Consider the following 17,313-nt stretch of genomic DNA (forward strand, 5'->3'; position numbering starts at 1 on the left):
AACTAAATGAGTGGATAGTGAAATCAAGGTGACTCGAAAAAAGTCGCTTGGGAGGACATCGTTGGACCTGAAATACCTCACTTATGAGTTGAAAGGTGATGTCGCTGTTCTTGGCCTGAACCGGCCTGAAAAGCGCAACGCCATCTCGGATGCTTTCGTCGAAGAACTCGCCATGCTCGTGCGCAGGGCCGAGGACGAGGCGAAAGCGGGCGTCATTCATGGGCACGGAACGCATTTCTGCGCCGGTCTGGACCTTGCCGAGCATGTTAAAAAGACCCCGTTCGAGGGCGTCCACGGCTCGCGCCGCTGGCACGAAGTCTTCGGTTGGATTCAGAAAGGCAAACTTCCCTGGTTCGCGGCACTCCACGGCGCCGTCGTCGGTGGCGGGCTGGAGCTCGCCTCGTCCGTCCATGTTCGCGTCGCTGATTCGACTGCGTTCTTTGCACTGCCGGAGGGCCAGAGGGGCATCTTTGTCGGTGGCGGGGCCAGTGTCCGGTCCGCACGACTCATGGGCCTTGCCAGGATGACCGACATGATGCTTACGGGCCGATCTGTCGATGCGGACACGGCGGAACGCTGGAACATCGTTCAGTATGTGGTGGACGAAGGCGCGGCCCTCGAGAAGGCGATCGAGCTGGCCTCCCACGCGGCGACGAACGCGGCAATCTCGAATTACGCGATCATCAACGCGCTGCCCCGGATTCAGGATATGGGTTCGGACGACGGGCTGTTCGTCGAGAGCTTCATCGCGTCGTTCACGGCCACAAGCCCGGAAGCGGAGGAACGGCTGAATGCCTTCCTCAACAAGAAGGCGGGCAAGGTCGCCCGGCCGGGCCAGAGCTGATGGCCGACAGCGCGCTTCAGGAGCAGGACGAGGCGCCCATCCGCATGGGCGATATCACCGACTCGCTCGGCTTCCTGATCCGGATCGCGCAGATCAAGGCCTTTGACAACTTCTTTGCAAACCTTGGCGAGCACGGCCTGAAGCCGGGCGAGTTCACGGTCCTCTGGGTCATCGGATTGAATCCCGGTCTGCGCCAAGGCACCATCGCGAACACGCTCCGCATCAAGCCTGCTCACATGACCAAACTGACCGGGCGGCTCGTCGAGAAGGGCTTCGTTGCCCGCGCGACAGCGGCCACCGACCGTCGGGCAGTCCGGCTGAGCCTGACACCCGCAGGTCTCGAATTCGTTGATGCCCACAAGGACTCGTTCCTGAGCTTCAACTTCGCGGAAAAAGACAATCTGAGTGACGATGAGGCGGCAAAGCTCATCGCGTTGCTCAAGAAATTCACAGGACTGAACACATGCCACTGAACGTCGACGAACTTGTCGCCATAGATATCCACACCCACGCGGAGGAGCCGTGTTCGCACGGTGACCGCGACGACGGTTATTATGAGTTCCAGCAAGGTATGGCGAAGTATTTCGGCAACCCGGCCGGGGCCGAGGGGATGCTGCCGTCCCCGCGCCAGACCGCCGAGTATTTCCGCGAGCGCAAAATCGGCGCCGTGATCTTTCCCGTCGACAGCGAGGCCAACACGGGCTTCTACCGTTACTCGAATGAGGAAGTGGCCGAGATTTGCGCGGAGAACGACGACATCCTTATCCCGTTCGCGTCCATCGACCCGTGGAAAGGCAAGATGGCCGCCCGGGAAGCACGCCGGCTGATCCGCGACTATGGTGTGCGCGGTTTCAAGTTCCATCCGACGATTCAAGCGTTCTGGGCCAATGACCGGATGGCTTATCCGTTCTACGAAGTGCTCGAGGAAGAAGGCGCGATCACGCTGTTCCATACCGGGCAGACCGGCGTCGGCTCCGGGATGCACGGCGGCATGGGAATGCGTCTCAAGTATTCGCATCCGATGACCATCGACGATGTCGCTGTCGATTTTCCGGATCTCAAGATTATCATGGCTCACCCCTCTTTCCCCTGGCAGGAAGAGGCGCTGGCCGTGGCCCAACACAAGCCGAATGTCTACATCGACCTCTCAGGCTGGTCGCCCAAGTATTTCCCCGACATTCTTGTCAAATACGCCAACAGCCTTCTGAAAAAGAAAATGCTTTTCGGCTCGGACTGGCCCGCGATCACACCGGATCGCTGGCTGGCCGATTTCGAGCATGCCCCGTTCAAGGATGAGGTGCGTCCGCTCATCCTCAAAGAAAACGCCAAGCGGCTTCTGAGCCTTTAGGGACGCGATCAACAGGGAGGAGACCCCATGAAACTTTGGAATCTTACGGGCGCGGCCGTTGCTGCCACGCTTTCTTTCGCCGCAGTTGCGCAGGCCCAGTCCTACGTTGCTGCCCCCGCAGCTCCGCCGGTTCATCCGGCAGCCTACATGTACGGCAAGTTCGCTGAGTTCCTTGAAGAGGAAACCGGTGGCGAAATGTCGGCCAACATCGTCGGACCGGAAGTGGTCTCGCTTCCGCAAATGAAGGACGCGCTGCAGACCGGGCTCGCCGCAGTCGGCAACTCGCTGCCGCTCTACTTCGCAGCCGACTTCCCGCAGACCGGCGTCGCCGGTGACCTCGCACTCGCGGGCCGCAGCCCCCATGCGATGGGTTGGGCCATGACCGAGTGGGTCGTGAACTGCGAGCCTTGCCAGCAAGAGTACAAAGACTTCGGCGGCATCTTCCTCGGCTCCGGCTCGTCGGACGTCTATGTTCTGATGACCACGACGCCCGTGGAAACCATCGACGACTTGCAGGGTCTTCGCCTGCGCTCGGGCGGCGCACCGTATTCGCGTTGGGCCGAAAACTTCGGCGCGACCCCGGTGAATCTGCCTGTGGGCCAGACCTTCGAGGCGCTGAGCCAAGGCACGATCGACGGCACGATGGCCTCTATCGCTGATATGCTGTCCTACCGCCTCGTCGATGTTGCGACGAACGTGCTGCGGGTCCCGCTCGGCACCTACCACGTCACGTCCAACTTCACCGTCGCGGCCGATGCCTGGGCCGATATGTCGGTTGAGGAGCGCACCCAGTTTGCCAAAGCGGCCAACCGCGCTGACCCGCAGCTGACCGATCGCTGGGGCTACCAGATGCCGAGCGAAGCAAACGCCGCTGTGGCCGAAGCCGGGATCACCGACATGGAACCGTCGGAAGAGTTCCTCGCCGCTTCGAACGGCTTTGCCGAGCAGGACGTCCAGTCGCGCGTGGAAGCGAACCCGCTTGCCGCTGACTTCGCCGCACTGATCGAGAAGTGGGACGGCATCGTGGCCGAGGTCGGGACCGACCCCGAAGCTCTCGCCGCCCGCGCCTGGGACGAGATCTGGGCCAACGTCGACTTCGAAACCTACGGCATGTAATGCCATCGCCCCGGCCCCATGATGGGGGCCGGGGCAACCTCTCACGGGAATACGAGAATGGGACAGCTGATCGCCATCGCAAGGTCGGTCGCGCGCATCATGGGGTATATCGGAGCCTTCGCCGTCGTCGCGATGATGCTCCACATCTCGCTCGATGTGCTGCTTCGCAACCTGTTCCGCATTTCCATGAACACGGTTCCCGAGATCGTGGCCCGCTACTACATGACCGCGCTCGCCTTTCTCCCGCTGGGGTGGCTGGAGCTGCGACGTCAGATGATTTCCGTCGAACTGATCGACTTCGCCCTTTCCGACCGCGTGCGCCGGTTCTCCGATGCCTCGGTCATGGTGATCGCCGCCGTGATCTATGGCTTCCTTGCGTGGACGAACTGGGACAAAGCCCTGTCCGAAACACGCGTTGGCACGCTGGTCGAAATCGCGACCTACAAGATGCCGGTCTGGCATTCCTTCTACTTCGCTCCCATCGGGTTCACCCTTGCTGCGCTCGTCACGGCGCTGCTCGCCATCGGGTATCTGAACCCCCGCATCGCGGCACAACTTGAAGAGGCCGAAGAATGAGCGTCGAGACAGGTATTTGGGGTGTCGTCGCGCTCGGCGTTCTGCTCATCATGCGACTTCCGGTCGCGCTGGCGCTGATCCTCGTTTCCTTTTCCGGGATCTGGGCGATGATCGGATTGAAACCCGCGCTCGGCATTCTGGAAAACACGCCCTACAGCTTCGTGGCAAGCTGGACGATGAGCGCCGTGCCCATGTTTCTTCTCATGGGCTTCGTCGCGTTTCACACCGGGCTTACCGGCGGTCTTTTTGATGCGGCCAAGGTCTTCCTCGCCCGATTGCCGGGCGGGCTCGCGATCTCGTCGATCTTTGCCTGTTCTGGCTTCGCCGCTCTCTCTGGTTCGTCCATCGCGACTGCTGCGGCGATGGGCCGGATCGCTATCCCCGAGATGGTGAAGGCCGGCTACCGACCGTCGATCGCGTCGGGGTCGATCGCCGCGGGCGGCACCATCGGGGCGCTGATTCCACCCTCGATCCTGATGATCATCTACGGGATCATTGCGGAAACATCGGTCACAAAAGTCTTTCTTGGCGGCATCAGCATCGGGATCGCGACCGCGCTTGCGTACACGATCGTCGTTCTGATCATCAGTTTGCTGCGCCCGGACATCATACCGCGCCGCGCCGAGGTCGAGCAGGGCGAGGGGATGCGCGTGTTCCTGTCCCTGATCCCGATCCTCATCCTGATCGTGATCGTGTTCGGCGGGCTGTTCAGCGGCCTCTTCACCGCGACAGAGGCGGGCGCTATCGGGGCTTTCGGCACCTTTGTCGTCGCTGCGGCGACCGGGCGGCTTACCTGGCCCGCCGTTTCCCGGTCTCTGATGGAGACGGTGACGACCACCGGGTCGCTTCTCATCATCGGCTTCGCCGCAACGATGTTCACCCGGTTTCTTGGCCTTTCTGGCCTTCAAAGCTTCATTGCACAGGCGGTCGCCGGGGCCGATATCGGCTACGTCGGCCTGATGTTCATCATCGTGCTGATCTACCTTGCCCTTGGCACGTTCATGGAACCGTTCGGCGCAATGCTGGTCACCCTGCCGGTGTTCCTGCCGGTGCTTCAGGGACAGGGAATCGATCTGGTGTGGTTCGGTGTTCTCGTCGTGAAGTTGCTTGAAATCGGGATGATCACGCCGCCTGTCGGATTGAACGTGTTCGTCATCAAGAACGTGGCGAGCAAATACGTGAGCGTCGTTCAGGTCTTTGTGGGCGTAATCCCATTCCTGATCTCCGACATCGTCGTTGTCGCTATCGTCATCGCTTTCCCGGCACTGGTACTGTTCCTGCCCAGCCTCCTCTGACGCATCCCCGTTAATTTCATTCGAAGGGCGGTCCATGGGACCGCCCTTTCTCGTTCAGGCAGCGTGTTTTCTGGAACGATTCCAATTCCCGAGTATTTTACTCAACTTTCTTGACATACCCGACCTATTCAGTCAGCTAATCCGAATAAACCCGGAAACGCGAACGATCCAAGGGACGGATAATACATGAAACGCACGACACTGACCGCGACCGCGCTGATTCTCGGCGCCGTACCGGCTTTCGCCGCGACTAAAGGCGAGGTGCTGGACACATATGCAGACATTGGCCACGCCGCATATGAGGACAGCTTGATAACGGCGCGCGCCCTGAGCGGCGCCATTGACGCGCTGGTCGCCAATCCGACGGAAGTAACCCTTGCCGCTGCCCGCGAGGCATGGATTGCCGCCCGCGAGCCGTACCAACAGACAGAGGTCTATCGCTTCGGCAATCCCATCGTCGACGACTGGGAAGGCAAAGTGAACGCATGGCCGCTGGACGAGGGTCTGATCGACTACGTCGATGCGTCCTACGGCGGCCCGACGGACGAGAACCCCTTCGCTTCGGTCAACGTGATCGCCAACGAGCAACTCACCATCGCTGGGCAGGAGGTCGACGCCTCTGACATCACGCCCGAGTTGATCTCGGACACGCTCAACGAAGCGGACGGGATCGAAACGAATGTCGCGCGCGGCTACCACGCCATCGAGTTCCTGCTCTGGGGTCAAGATCTCAACGGCACCGATCCGGGCGCGGGCGAGCGGCCTCATACCGATTTCGTTCAGGGCGACGACTGTACCAACGGCAACTGCGACCGCCGTGTCGATTACCTCCAGTCCGCGACCGACCTCCTTTTGTCCGATCTCGAAGAGATGGTCGCGGCTTGGGACGAAGGCGGCGCAGCGCGCGAGGCGGTGATGGACGACGAGGATCAGGGCATCATCGCGATCCTGACCGGCATGGGCTCTCTCTCCTACGGCGAACAGGCGGGTGAGCGTATGCGCCTCGGGCTCATGCTGAACGATCCGGAAGAAGAGCACGACTGCTTCTCCGACAATACCCACCGGTCACACTACAACGACGGGCTGGGCGTCCAGAACGTCTATCTCGGGCGCTACGAGCGTGTCGACGGCTCGTTGGTTGAGGGACCGGGCGTCTCTGACCTCGTCGCCGAGTCGAACGCGGCACTGGACGAAGAGATGACGCGCAAGCTCGACATAACGATGGCCGCGATGACCGATCTGTCGGATGCCGCCGAGAACGGCTTCGCTTATGACCAGATGCTCGAGGCGGGCAACGAGGAAGGTGAAGCGCTCATCATGAACGCGGTGAACGGGCTGATCGACCAGACCGCCACCATCGAGCGCATCGTGTCCGAGCTTGAACTCGACATGATCGAGTTCGAGGGCTCCGACAGCCTCGACAACCCGAACGCGGTTTTCCAGTAACAAGATGCGATGCACGGCTGTTTTCCATTACGTCGCCGTGCATCGCCTTTGATGTCGCCATGTTTACGGCCGCGACCATTTGCAATCAGGTTACAGGGGTCCGACCGTGCATCATTCGTTCCACACAGATTCATGCCGAAGGCCCGAAACGTGAAATGAGAACCTCACTTCCCTTGGTATGGTGCGCTGCGACCGGGCTTGCCTGTCTTCTGATTGAACCTGCGACGGGCTTTGACCTCGGCACGCTCGGCGATGAGCATCTGAATGTCGTGCCCCGCACGGCGGAAGAGACGGCGCGGATCGGTGCGGTCACGACGCCGACCACGGATTTCACGACGGCGGAGCCGTTCGAGGAACGTCCCGCAGGGGCAGCCACAGTGCGCGCACGCTCTAACGCCGATGCCTTCAGCCAGCCTTCCGCGAATATTGGGTTCGAAGGTGAACTGGAGTTCAAGGTCGGCAACGGACTCTTCCGAAAAATCTGGGTCACGGCGCCTGCGTCGACCGAAGCCTCCGACGGCTTGGGTCCGCTCTACAATGCACGCGGCTGCCAGAATTGTCACATCAAGGATGGGCGCGGGCACCTGCCCGAGGGGCCGGACGACAATGCGGTGTCTTTCTTCCTACGCGTCTCTATTCCTGCCGAAACCGCGCTCAAGTTGCAAGAGATCGAGGACTACATCGGCGCGACCGAGGAGCCGAACTACGGTGGCCAGATTCAGGATTTTGCTACGGGCGGCATCCCCGCCGAGGCGCAGCTTTCGGTCAGCTACGAGGAACGTCCTGTCGAGCTTTCGGGCGGTGAGACAGTCATGCTCCGCGACCCGACCTATGCTTTGAGCGATCTGGGGTTCGGTCCGCTCCACCCCGACGCGATGCTCTCGCCACGCCTGACGCCGCAGATGATCGGCCTCGGGCTGCTCGAGGCGATCCCGGCTCAGGACATTCTTGCACTGGCAGATGAAGACGACGCGGATGGCGATGGGATTTCGGGCCGTCCCAACCTCGTCTGGTCACGAGAGTTCGACAAGATCATGCTGGGACGCTTCGGGCTCAAGGCCGGGACACCGACGATCAAGCATCAGAGTGCTGCAGCGTTTTCCGGCGATATAGGTATCTCCAACCCGCTGTTCCCGAATCCGTGGGGAGAATGCACCGAAGCACAAACCGCCTGTGTCGACGCCGAGCACGGTGACGATGGGAGCCATGACGGCTTCGAGGTGGACGAAACTGGGCTGGACCTCGTCACCTTCTACGCGCGCAACCTTGCGGTGCCCGCCCGCCGTCGCGCCGATGACCCGGAGGTGCTTCGCGGCAAGAAGGTGTTCTATAGCGCCGGCTGCGCCTCGTGCCACACCCCGAAGTTCGTCACGCACCGACTGGATGACCAACCGGCGCAGAGCTTCCAGCTCATCTGGCCCTACACCGATATGCTCTTGCACGATATGGGCGAGGGACTCGCCGACAACCGGCCCGAGGGTCGCGCGAACGGCCGGGAATGGCGCACTGCGCCGCTTTGGGGAATTGGTCTGACGGAACTGGTGTCCGGTGACGCGGCTTACCTCCATGATGGCCGCGCCCGCACGCTGATGGAGGCAATCCTCTGGCATGGTGGTGAGGCCCAAACGGCCCGCGATCATGTAGTGGACCTTCCGAAACCTGACCGGGATGCCTTGGTCAAATTCCTGGAGTCATTGTGAAGCACCTTCCCCTGATAGCCGTCCTCGCCGCCTCACCCGCGTTTTCCGGAGTTGAGGAGGCCGCAAACGACTACATCTTGCCAAACCTCGCAAAGTTCAGTGAAACGGCCCGATCCCTAAACGAACTTGCACAGGCCAATTGCGAAGCCGAAACCCTAGAGGACCCTTTCCACACGGCCTTCGACGCCTGGATGGCGATTTCGGACATCCGTATCGGGCCGAGCGAACACGCGGCGCTCTCCATTTCGTTCTGGCCGGATAAGCGCGGCTTCACGGAAAAGACCCTGTCGCGATACATCGCTGAAGAAGACCCGATTGTTGCGGATCAGGTTGCGTTCCAAGAGGCTTCCATCGCGGCGCGCGGGTTCTTTGCGCTTGAGCGGATGCTTTATGATCCTGACTTCAACGACTACGCCGAAGGCGACTATTCCTGCGCGCTGACCCGGGCGCTGACGCGCGACCTCGCCGTGCAAGCCTTCAATCTGCAAGCCGAATGGGCCGATTTCGCGCCGACACTGCTCAATCCCGGGGCCGAAGGGAACGCGACTTACCTCGATGCGAGCGAGGCGCAGCGCGCCATCTATACCCAACTCCTCGCCACGCTTGAGTTCACGACTGCCACCCGACTTGGTCGCCCTCTTGGTGAGCCGGCGCGGCCCCGACCGACCCGAGCCGAAGCTTGGCGATCAGAGCGCAGCTTGAGGCAAAGCTTGCTGGCAACCGAGGCCGCCGTGGACCTCGCCCATGCTCTCGCCAATTCTGATCTGCCTGAGACGGACGCGGCCTTGGCCGCTGCCAGGGAACAGGCCGACACGATCACCGATCCGTCGTTCCAGGATATCGAAGATCTGACAAAGCGACTTAACCTGGAACTGCTTCAGCAACGAATCGAGGCTGTCGAACATGCAATCGAGGTCGAAGTCGGCGCGCGGTTCGGTATCGCGCCCGGTTTCAATTCTTCCGACGGAGACTGACATGGCCACAAGGCGTAGGTTCCTCGGCGGTATGTTGGCGGTGACTGCAGCGCCGCGGCTCGGCTGGGCCGCTGCCGGGTCGCCTGCCTTCCTCGCCGCCGCGCGCGAAAACGATGGGTCATATGCAATTCACGGGCTGGATTCGGCAGGAACAGAGACGTTTTTGGTGCCGCTGCCCGCGCGCGGGCACGCTGCTTGCGGGCATCCGACCCGCGCCGAAGCCATAGCGTTCGCTCGTCGACCCGGCCGATTTGCGCTCGTCATCGACTGCGCCTTTGGCGAGGTATTGCGCGATCTGGAGCCGCCCAGAGACCGGCACTTCAATGGGCACGGCGTCTTCTCCGCGGATGGCAGGACGCTCTTCACGTCGGAGCAGGACATCGACGGCAGCGCCGGCCATGTCGGGTTGTGGGATACCCGGCGGTACAGGAGGATCGGGAGTCTTCCGACCGGCGGCATCGGGCCGCACGAGCTTCGACTCATGCCCGGCGGCAAGCAGCTCGTCATCGCCAACGGGGGGATCAAAACCCGAGATCGGGAAAAGCTGAACCTCGACCGGATGGAACCGAGCCTCGTCTATGCCGACTTGGACGGAACCCTGATCGAGCGCGTAACGCTCGACCCCGCACTGCACCATAACTCGATCCGGCATCTGGACGTGCGCGAAGACGGGCTCGTGGCGTTCGCCATGCAATGGCAGGGGGACCACAGCGAAACGACACCCCTCCTCGGCCTGCACCGTATGGGAGAGGCGCCTGTGCTCGCGACCGCGCCGCAGCGTGAACAGATCATGATGGACGGTTACGCTGGGAGCGTCGCCTTCGCGGGGAGCGGGCGGGAAGTCGCCATCACCTCACCCCGCGGAGGGCGCCTTCACAGATTCGACACCGGAGGCGGGTTCATTGGCGCATTCTCCCGCGTCGACATCTGCGGTCTCGCGGCTTCGGGCGAGGGCTACGTCGCCACAGACGGACTCGGTGGTGTCATCGCGCTCGACGGCGCTGGCACGCCCCGCGCGCTCGGACGAACGAGCTCGGCCTGGGACAATCACCTGATTGCGCTCTGACCCGTCTGCGTGCTGGTAAGTAGATGGAAACCCGCTAGGCTCTCCTGAACAAGGGGAGCGACCATCGTGACACAGGCCTTCACCGTCATTTCCGCGCGTTTTCCGCGTGATCTTTCACCCGGTGATGACAAAAGTGGCTCGCCGGAAGGCGCCGTGTTTTCTACTGCCGGGAGCGAAGTGGAGTGGCACGAGTCCGGGATGCCCCGCCGCCGCCGCGACGTCCGCTCATGGATCGCACTCTGGCCAAACCAGGAGATGGCGCGCGAGTTCCTTGAATTGCGCGCCGATTTGATTCCCTTACTCCCGAGCGCCGAAGAGCAGTGGTGCGGTTTGCTCCTGCCATATGCCAGCCACGGCACGGTCAACTGGGCCCAAGACGAGGACATCGCTTCGCTCATCAATGACCTCGGGCCACGACCCGGTAAGGGAACCCCGGTGTTCGTGATGACGAGTCTCGGTATTGGCAATCAGGGCGAGGGCATGATCGCCTTCGGAAAGGGCACCCGCGCGGTGCGGGCAGCGTTCAACGAACTTACCGGCGTAATTCTCGAGCAACAGCTCCTGCCGGATACCCCCGGCCTCGACGCCCCCACACTCTCGCTTTGGGAAAACGAAAGCGAACTGATCTCAGCTGCCTATCGCAGCGAGCCGCACCGATCTGCAATGAAGGTGTCAGAGCACCCGGACCTCGCCCGAGGATCGTTCACGCGCATGATGCTTGCATGGGCCGAAGGAAGCTGGGACGGCGTGGACCTGTCCCGGCTTAGCGCCGTCACCGGCTGAAACCCGGGCTTGGTGCAGTGTCGAGGTGGAAAAACCGAAGTGGTGCCGCTGAAGGGCGTTGAAGTCCTATATCTTGGGGTTCCACGGGATACCGCGTAGCGACCGGCCCTTCCCAAAATCCATATTTTCTTGACCCATGCTGTTTCATCGCGTTCCACTACACCCCATATGTTGAAGGGGGATTGGAAAGGGGATCGAGATGGCGCGATTGCAGAACAAGCTCACGAACGCGGCTGTGAAAGCCGCAGCTCCGGGAAAGCACTCGGATGGCGCTGGGCTATGGCTCTACAAGCGGGAGGACGGCGGGGCGCAATGGGTTCTGCGCTACACCATCTACTCCAAGCGGCATGAAATGGGGCTGGGCCGGTTCCCTGATATCACGCTTCGCGAAGCACGGGAGGAAGCGGACAAGTGGCGGGCCGTGGTTCGCGGCGGCAAGGACGCTATCAAGGAACGCGACCGGCAACGCGCGGTTGCCCAGCGCAATCAGAACATCTTGGCGGACGTTGCCCGCGATGCCTTCGAGAGCCGCAAGGCGGAATTGAAGGGCGACGGGAAAGCGGGCCGGTGGTTCAGTCCGCTGGAACTGCACGTTCTGCCCAAGCTGGGCAAAATGCCGGTTTCCGAGATTGACCAGCGCGACATTCGCGACACGCTCGCCCCCATCTGGCATGACAAGGCCGATACCGCGCGGAAGGCAATGAACCGGCTTTCCATCGTCATGCGCCACGCGGCTGCGCTGGGCTTGGAGGTCGATCTACAGGCGACCGAGAAAGCCAAGGCGCTTTTAGGCAAGCAACGGCACAAGCCGCAGAACATTCCCGCTATGGCGTGGCAGGACGTGCCAACGTTCTACCAGTCGCTGAACGGCGGCACGATTTCCGAACTGGCGTTGCGCCTTCTCATTCTCACGGCGGTTCGCAGCTTCCCGTTGCGCCACCTGCAACTAGACCAGATCGAGGGCGATATCTGGACCATCCCCGCAGAGGCCATGAAAGGCCGCAGGGACGCCACGACCGATTTCCGGGTTCCGTTATCACGGAAAGCGCAGGAGGTGATTGCAGAGGCCACACCGTTCGCGCGTGACGGGTTCCTGTTTCCGGGGGTGCGCAAGGGCGTGATTTCGGACGCCACCATGAGCCGTTTCATGGAACGGCGCGGATTGGTCGAACGCCCGCACGGTTTCCGTAGCTCTTTCCGCGATTGGGTGGCCGAAACGACCAAGACGCCTTGGGACGTGGCTGAGACCGCGCTGGGCCACACGGTCGGCGGATCGGTCGAACGGGCCTACAGGCGGACGGATTTCTTGGAGCAACGGCGGACATTGATGGAGCGGTGGGCGGCAAAGTGCAGCGCTAATGCATCTGATAATGTCATGCAATTGGGCGGTTGAGTCGGGCGGCTGCCAAGTCCGCGAATCTGGTTCTACGGGTGATTCGCAAGGTTCCTGTTGGTCATGAAAAACGATTTTTCACCATTCATGAAATATAAGCGGTTTCTTGCTTATGGGCCTTGGCCGGTGTTGGAACAACGCACGAACGGAAAAAAACCCTTTCATATGAACATATTGGCAACATTGACTCCACGCGCTCGCCTTACCGCATTGTAAGCCAACGGGAAAAACCATCACATTCCGACAGTGCAAAAAACCTTGAGACGGTCAGCCCAGAGCCTACCATGCTCGTGTGCACCGAGACGCACAGCAACATATAGCGGCAAGGAATAGAGCATGGAAAGATACCTGACGTTTCAAGACCTACAGGCAAAACTGGGAGGCAGAGGCCGAACGACGATTTACCGCGATGTGGAAAACGGACGTTTGCCCAAGCCCTTCAAAATCGGGAGCCGCCTCTACTGGCGCGAAGCCGATATTGAGGCGGCGGTTTCGGCCAGCACTGTGCGGTAAGGTCCCGCACCAAACCACGCGGGACGCGCTGAGCCTAGTGCGGGAATGTAGCGGCAACTACCCCACCTAGATACGCCCAGCGCTCCCTTTCATCAATGCCAAAGAAAGGCATAGCCATGACTGCATCGCAGGAATGGGGCGCTACCGCTTACGCGGTTGAACCGAAGGGACGCCCCCCCTTCACCATCACCGTTTCGGGCCGAGACCGATGGGCAATAGAAGAACTCATGCGAGCGGGAGAACGGGGCTGCACGCCCATCGACAACCCAGCGCCGCGTTGGTCCGGATATGTGTTCAATCTCAGAGCGCTGGGCGTCCCGATTGAGACCATCCACGAGCAGCATCACGGTCCCTTCGCCGGGTCGCACGCTCGCTACGTTCTACAAGCGACCGTGACGCCTCAAGCGCGGGAGGCGGCGGAATGACTCGTCAACAGATTGCGCGGCTGCGCCGCAAGCATGGAATTTCCGAGAGCCGCGCGAGGCTCTTGGCGCGTTTGATCTATGGAGACTGAAATGGAACGTGTTCGGCTGCGCCACCAGAATGGCCGGTGGCATGTAGACGTCCAGAAAGCCGCTGAGGCGGTCGCTGAGGGTGCTTGGCTCTGTCTGGGCGGCTGTCCCTCTTCAATCGCCTCTATGCGCCTCTGGAGGGCGCTCAAGTGCAAGGAGGGCCAAGACCAGTGACCGGAAAGCCCTACAGGCAGGGCAAAGGGGGGGCTGGGCGTCACGTCCAGCTCCCCGAATACCTGCAACGAACGCAAGCCTGGGCCACGCTCAAACCCGGCCCACGGGCGCTCTATATCGAACTGAAACGCCGCTTCAACGGATCGAACAACGGCAACATCATCCTGAGCTACAGAGACGCCGCAGAAGCCTTGAACGCCCATCGCAACACCATTGGGCTTTGGTTCCGGGACTTGGAGGAACGCGGGTTCATCGCCAAGACCCAAGGGGCCTATCTTGGGCCGGATGGCGTTGGCCGTGCCGCGCTCTGGGCATTGACGGAACTGCCCAGCGCGAACGGCAAGTCAGCTTCGAAAGCCTTTCTAAAGTGGAGGGAAATAGACGCGAAAGCCCCGCACAAAAACCGTGCATCGGTGTCACAATGATTGTGCTTTCGTTTCCTGAACGCAGGAAAGGCGTCACAACCATTGTGCCGCGAACCGGGAAAAACCCTTGGTCTTCGATGCACGAAAACCCGGACATATATACATCTAGCCATAGGCAAGGCGTGGAATGAGCCGCGTTGTCTGACGCCCCGGACACTCAAAGTCCGGGGGGTCTGACGTTAGCGGCGGCGCTGGGCAAAGTCTCCAAACGGCAGGGTTGTAACTATCCCGCTTGGTCAGTCTTATGGCGGAAAACCGGGGGGACGAATGACGCCAGACGATTTCATTGCCAAGTGGAAGGCTGTCGAACTCAAGGAACGCAGCGCGTCCCAATCTCACTTCAACGACATTTGCGCCCTTCTCGGCATTGAAGACCCCATAACGGCAGACCCAAAAGGCGATTGGTTCACCTTTGAAAAGGGCGCGTCGAAGACGTCCGGTGGCGAAGGCTGGGCAGACGTCTGGCGGAAAGAGCGGTTCGCGTGGGAATACAAGGGCAAGAAAAAGGACTTGGACAAAGCCTTTGACCAGCTCCTGCAATATGCAATCGCTCTAGAGAACCCGCCACTTCTCATCGTCTCTGACATGGAGCGGTTCAGGGTTCACACGAACTGGACGAACACTGTTCAGCACGTCCACGACTTCTCGCTCGAAGACTTGCGGGACGCGGCAACGCGCGACCTTCTCCGCGCCTGTTTCGAAGACCCGGACAAACTGAAACCCGCCAAGACGCGGCAAATGCTGACCGAGGAAGCGGCGGAGAGGTTCGCGGCTTTGGCCCAGCGGCTTCGCGAGCGTGGAAACGACCCGGAAACGGTCGCGCACTTCGTGAACCGGCTGGTCTTCTGTATGTTCGCTGAAGACGTAGATCTCCTGCCCAACAAGATGTTCCAGAGGATGCTGGAGCATTGCGAGCGGTCGCCGCAGGACTTCGCGGATCATGCGCGGGTCCTTTTCTCAGCAATGCAATCCGGCGGCATGGTCGGGTTCGAACGGGTGGAGTGGTTCAACGGCGGCCTGTTCGACAGTGACGCCGCGCTGCCGCTTGAGAAAGCAGATGTTCTGGACCTGCTGGCTGCGGCGCGGCTCGATTGGTCGGAAATCGACCCGTCCATTCTCGGCACATTGTTTGAGCGTGGCTTGGACCCCGACAAGCGAAGCCAGCTTGGAGCGCACTACACCGACCGAGAAAAAATCATGCAGATTGTCGGTCCGGTCATTGTGGAGCCGCTGTTGGCAGAATGGGCGGATGTTCGGACACAGATCGAAACGGCTCTAGCGAAGGCCAAGGACGCCAAAAGCAAAGGCGCGCAGACGCGGGCTGAGAAAGACGCAGAACGGCTCCAGGTGGGCTTCCTAGAGCGCCTGAAGGGCTTTCGCGTGCTGGACCCTGCATGTGGGTCCGGTAACTTCCTGTATCTCTCTCTTTTGGCGCTCAAAGACATTGAACACCGCGTCAATCTCGAAGCCGAGGCGCTCGGACTTTCACGGGGTTTTCCGTCAATTGGGCCGGAATGCGTAAAGGGCATCGAACTGAATCCCTATGCCGCCGAACTGGCGAGGGTGTCGGTCTGGGTTGGGGAAATTCAGTGGATGCGACGCAACGGTTTCGATGCAGCCCGAAACCCGATCCTGCGCCCGTTGGGCACTATCGAAAACCGGGATGCCGTCCTTGCCCCGGACGGGACCAAGGCAGACTGGCCGGATGTTGACGTGGTGGTCGGGAATCCACCTTTTCTTGGCGACCGCCGAATGATTGCCGCGCTTGGCGAAAGCTACGTGTCTGAACTTCGCTCAGCCTTTCAAGACGACATTCCGGGCCGTTCTGATTTGGTTTGCTACTGGTTTGTGCAAGCGTTGACCAAATTGAACACCGGCGGTTTGGAACGAGCGGGCCTTGTCGCGACTAATTCTATTTCGGGTGGCAACAACCTTCCAACCTTAGAACTGGTCAAGACGTCTTCCGAAATATGGTCGGCATGGCGCGACGAGCCTTGGGTCGTCGATGGCGCTTCCGTGAGGGTCGCGCTTATTCTCTTCGGCAATCCGCCGGAAGATGAGCGGCTGCTAGATGGGCATTCGGTCGGTGAAATCCACTCGACGCTGCGAGCTGGTGTTTCCTTGTCCAAAGCGTACGCTCTTAAGAAGAATAAAGGCATTAGTTTCATCGGGACCCAGAAAAACGGTCCTTTCGATATTCCCGGAACGATTGCAAGGCAATGGCTGGCCTTGCCTTCGAACCCGAATGGAAAGCGGAATTCGGAAGTCGTCATGCCATGGACGAATGGTGCGAGCATCGTACGCCGGGATTCCGACACGTGGATCGTGCATTTCGGTTCGAAAATGTCCGAACAGGAAGCATCTCTCTTCGAAGTGCCGTTCGAACATGTTCTAACGAATGTCCGTCCAACGCGGGTAAATCTGCGGCGTCAATGGCACCGAACAAAGTGGTGGCTGCACGGTGACCCGCGACCGGCAATGTCGAACGCCCTGCAAAAACTGGAAAGGTACATTGTAACGCCTCGGGTCGCAAAGCACCGTTTGTTTGTTTGGCGCGAAACGTCGGTGTTGCCCGACTCGGCAACTGTCGCAATCGCCCGTGATGACGACGCTACATTCGGCGTCCTACATTCACATTTCCACGAACTGTGGGCGCTACGTATGGGTACCTCGCTCGAAGACCGGCCCCGGTATACACCGTCGAGCACTTTCGAGACCTTTCCCTTCCCGGATGGCCTTGCCCCGGATATCCCCGCCGCCGACTATAGAGACGAAGCCAACGCCCAGAAAATCGCCGAAGCCGCTGCAGAATTGAACCGCCTTCGCGAAAACTGGCTGAACCCGCCTGACCTTGTGGACCGGGTTCCCGAGGTGGTCGAAGGCTACCCTGACCGGCTGATACCTAAAGACGACAAAGCCGCGAAGGAACTCAAAAAGCGCACCCTGACCAACCTCTACAACGCGCGCCCCGCATGGCTGGACCACGCCCATACGAAGCTGGACGAAGCTGTCGCGGATGCTTACGGCTGGGGCGAAGACTGGCGTAGCGGAAATCTGACTGACGACGAAATCCTCTCTCGGCTGTTTCAACTTAATCAGGAACGCGCCAAAGCGGAAGCAACACCCTGACGTTGACCCGCCCGTTTGC

The 17,313-nt window shown here is 60.7% G+C and carries 16 protein-coding genes; all 16 read left to right on the top strand.

From position 1 onward, the window contains the following. Window positions 1–61: 61 nt before the first annotated feature. The 16 genes from B2585_RS01525 to B2585_RS01595 all read left to right on the top strand — a co-directional run bounded on the left by B2585_RS01525 (window position 62) and on the right by B2585_RS01595 (window position 17,294). A complete protein-coding gene (locus B2585_RS01525) occupies window positions 62–844 on the top strand; it encodes a crotonase/enoyl-CoA hydratase family protein (RefSeq protein ID WP_292019267.1) in 783 nt (260 codons plus the stop codon). Continuing rightward, entirely contained in the window at window positions 844–1,317 is a 474-nt protein-coding gene (locus B2585_RS01530; protein WP_292019270.1) for a MarR family winged helix-turn-helix transcriptional regulator, read from the top strand. Before B2585_RS01525 ends, B2585_RS01530 begins: the two co-directional genes overlap by 1 nt. Next, window positions 1,308–2,192 (top strand): amidohydrolase family protein, encoded by an 885-nt coding sequence (locus B2585_RS01535; protein ID WP_292019272.1) that lies wholly within the window; start codon window positions 1,308–1,310, stop codon window positions 2,190–2,192. Before B2585_RS01530 ends, B2585_RS01535 begins: the two co-directional genes overlap by 10 nt. 27 nt (window positions 2,193–2,219) lie before the next feature. Continuing rightward, the gene (gene dctP, locus B2585_RS01540; RefSeq protein WP_292019273.1) at window positions 2,220–3,308 is read left to right on the top strand and encodes a TRAP transporter substrate-binding protein DctP; all 1,089 of its coding nucleotides are present in this window, start codon (window positions 2,220–2,222) and stop codon (window positions 3,306–3,308) included. A gap of 57 nt (window positions 3,309–3,365) precedes the next feature. Continuing rightward, complete coding sequence (locus B2585_RS01545; RefSeq protein WP_292019275.1) at window positions 3,366–3,884, top strand: TRAP transporter small permease; 519 nt, start codon at window positions 3,366–3,368, stop codon at window positions 3,882–3,884. Further along, window positions 3,881–5,179, top strand: a complete 1,299-nt coding sequence (locus tag B2585_RS01550; RefSeq protein ID WP_292019277.1) for a TRAP transporter large permease — start codon at window positions 3,881–3,883, stop codon at window positions 5,177–5,179. Before B2585_RS01545 ends, B2585_RS01550 begins: the two co-directional genes overlap by 4 nt. Window positions 5,180–5,365: 186 nt before the next feature. After that, entirely contained in the window at window positions 5,366–6,625 is a 1,260-nt protein-coding gene (locus B2585_RS01555) for an imelysin family protein (protein ID WP_292019279.1), read from the top strand. A 155-nt stretch (window positions 6,626–6,780) separates the two neighbouring features. After that, a complete protein-coding gene (locus B2585_RS01560) occupies window positions 6,781–8,325 on the top strand; it encodes a di-heme oxidoredictase family protein (RefSeq protein WP_292019281.1) in 1,545 nt (514 codons plus the stop codon). Beyond that, window positions 8,322–9,299 carry an imelysin family protein gene (locus B2585_RS01565; protein WP_292019282.1) on the top strand — a complete coding sequence of 326 codons (978 nt, stop codon included), beginning with the start codon at window positions 8,322–8,324 and terminating at the stop codon, window positions 9,297–9,299. The genes B2585_RS01560 and B2585_RS01565 overlap by 4 nt, the downstream gene beginning before the upstream one ends. Before the next feature lies 1 nt (window position 9,300). Next, a complete protein-coding gene (locus B2585_RS01570; protein ID WP_292019284.1) occupies window positions 9,301–10,365 on the top strand; it encodes a DUF1513 domain-containing protein in 1,065 nt (354 codons plus the stop codon). A 66-nt stretch (window positions 10,366–10,431) separates the two neighbouring features. Then, entirely contained in the window at window positions 10,432–11,148 is a 717-nt protein-coding gene (locus B2585_RS01575) for a hypothetical protein (RefSeq protein ID WP_292019286.1), read from the top strand. A 199-nt stretch (window positions 11,149–11,347) separates the two neighbouring features. Then, window positions 11,348–12,541: a tyrosine-type recombinase/integrase gene (locus tag B2585_RS01580; protein WP_292019288.1), complete on the top strand. Its 1,194-nt coding sequence runs from the start codon at window positions 11,348–11,350 to the stop codon at window positions 12,539–12,541. A 336-nt stretch (window positions 12,542–12,877) separates the two neighbouring features. Continuing rightward, entirely contained in the window at window positions 12,878–13,054 is a 177-nt protein-coding gene (locus tag B2585_RS01585) for a helix-turn-helix transcriptional regulator (protein ID WP_292019289.1), read from the top strand. A 116-nt stretch (window positions 13,055–13,170) separates the two neighbouring features. Then, window positions 13,171–13,479, top strand: a complete 309-nt coding sequence (locus B2585_RS20675; protein WP_414674024.1) for a winged helix domain-containing protein — start codon at window positions 13,171–13,173, stop codon at window positions 13,477–13,479. A gap of 257 nt (window positions 13,480–13,736) precedes the next feature. Continuing rightward, window positions 13,737–14,165: a hypothetical protein gene (locus tag B2585_RS01590; protein ID WP_292019291.1), complete on the top strand. Its 429-nt coding sequence runs from the start codon at window positions 13,737–13,739 to the stop codon at window positions 14,163–14,165. A gap of 267 nt (window positions 14,166–14,432) precedes the next feature. Next, on the top strand, window positions 14,433–17,294 hold the full coding sequence (locus B2585_RS01595) for a class I SAM-dependent DNA methyltransferase (protein ID WP_292019294.1): 2,862 nt from the start codon (window positions 14,433–14,435) through the stop codon (window positions 17,292–17,294). Window positions 17,295–17,313 lie beyond the last annotated feature (19 nt).

Source organism: Maritimibacter sp. UBA3975 (assembly GCF_002384975.1).
GTDB lineage: Bacteria > Pseudomonadota > Alphaproteobacteria > Rhodobacterales > Rhodobacteraceae > Maritimibacter.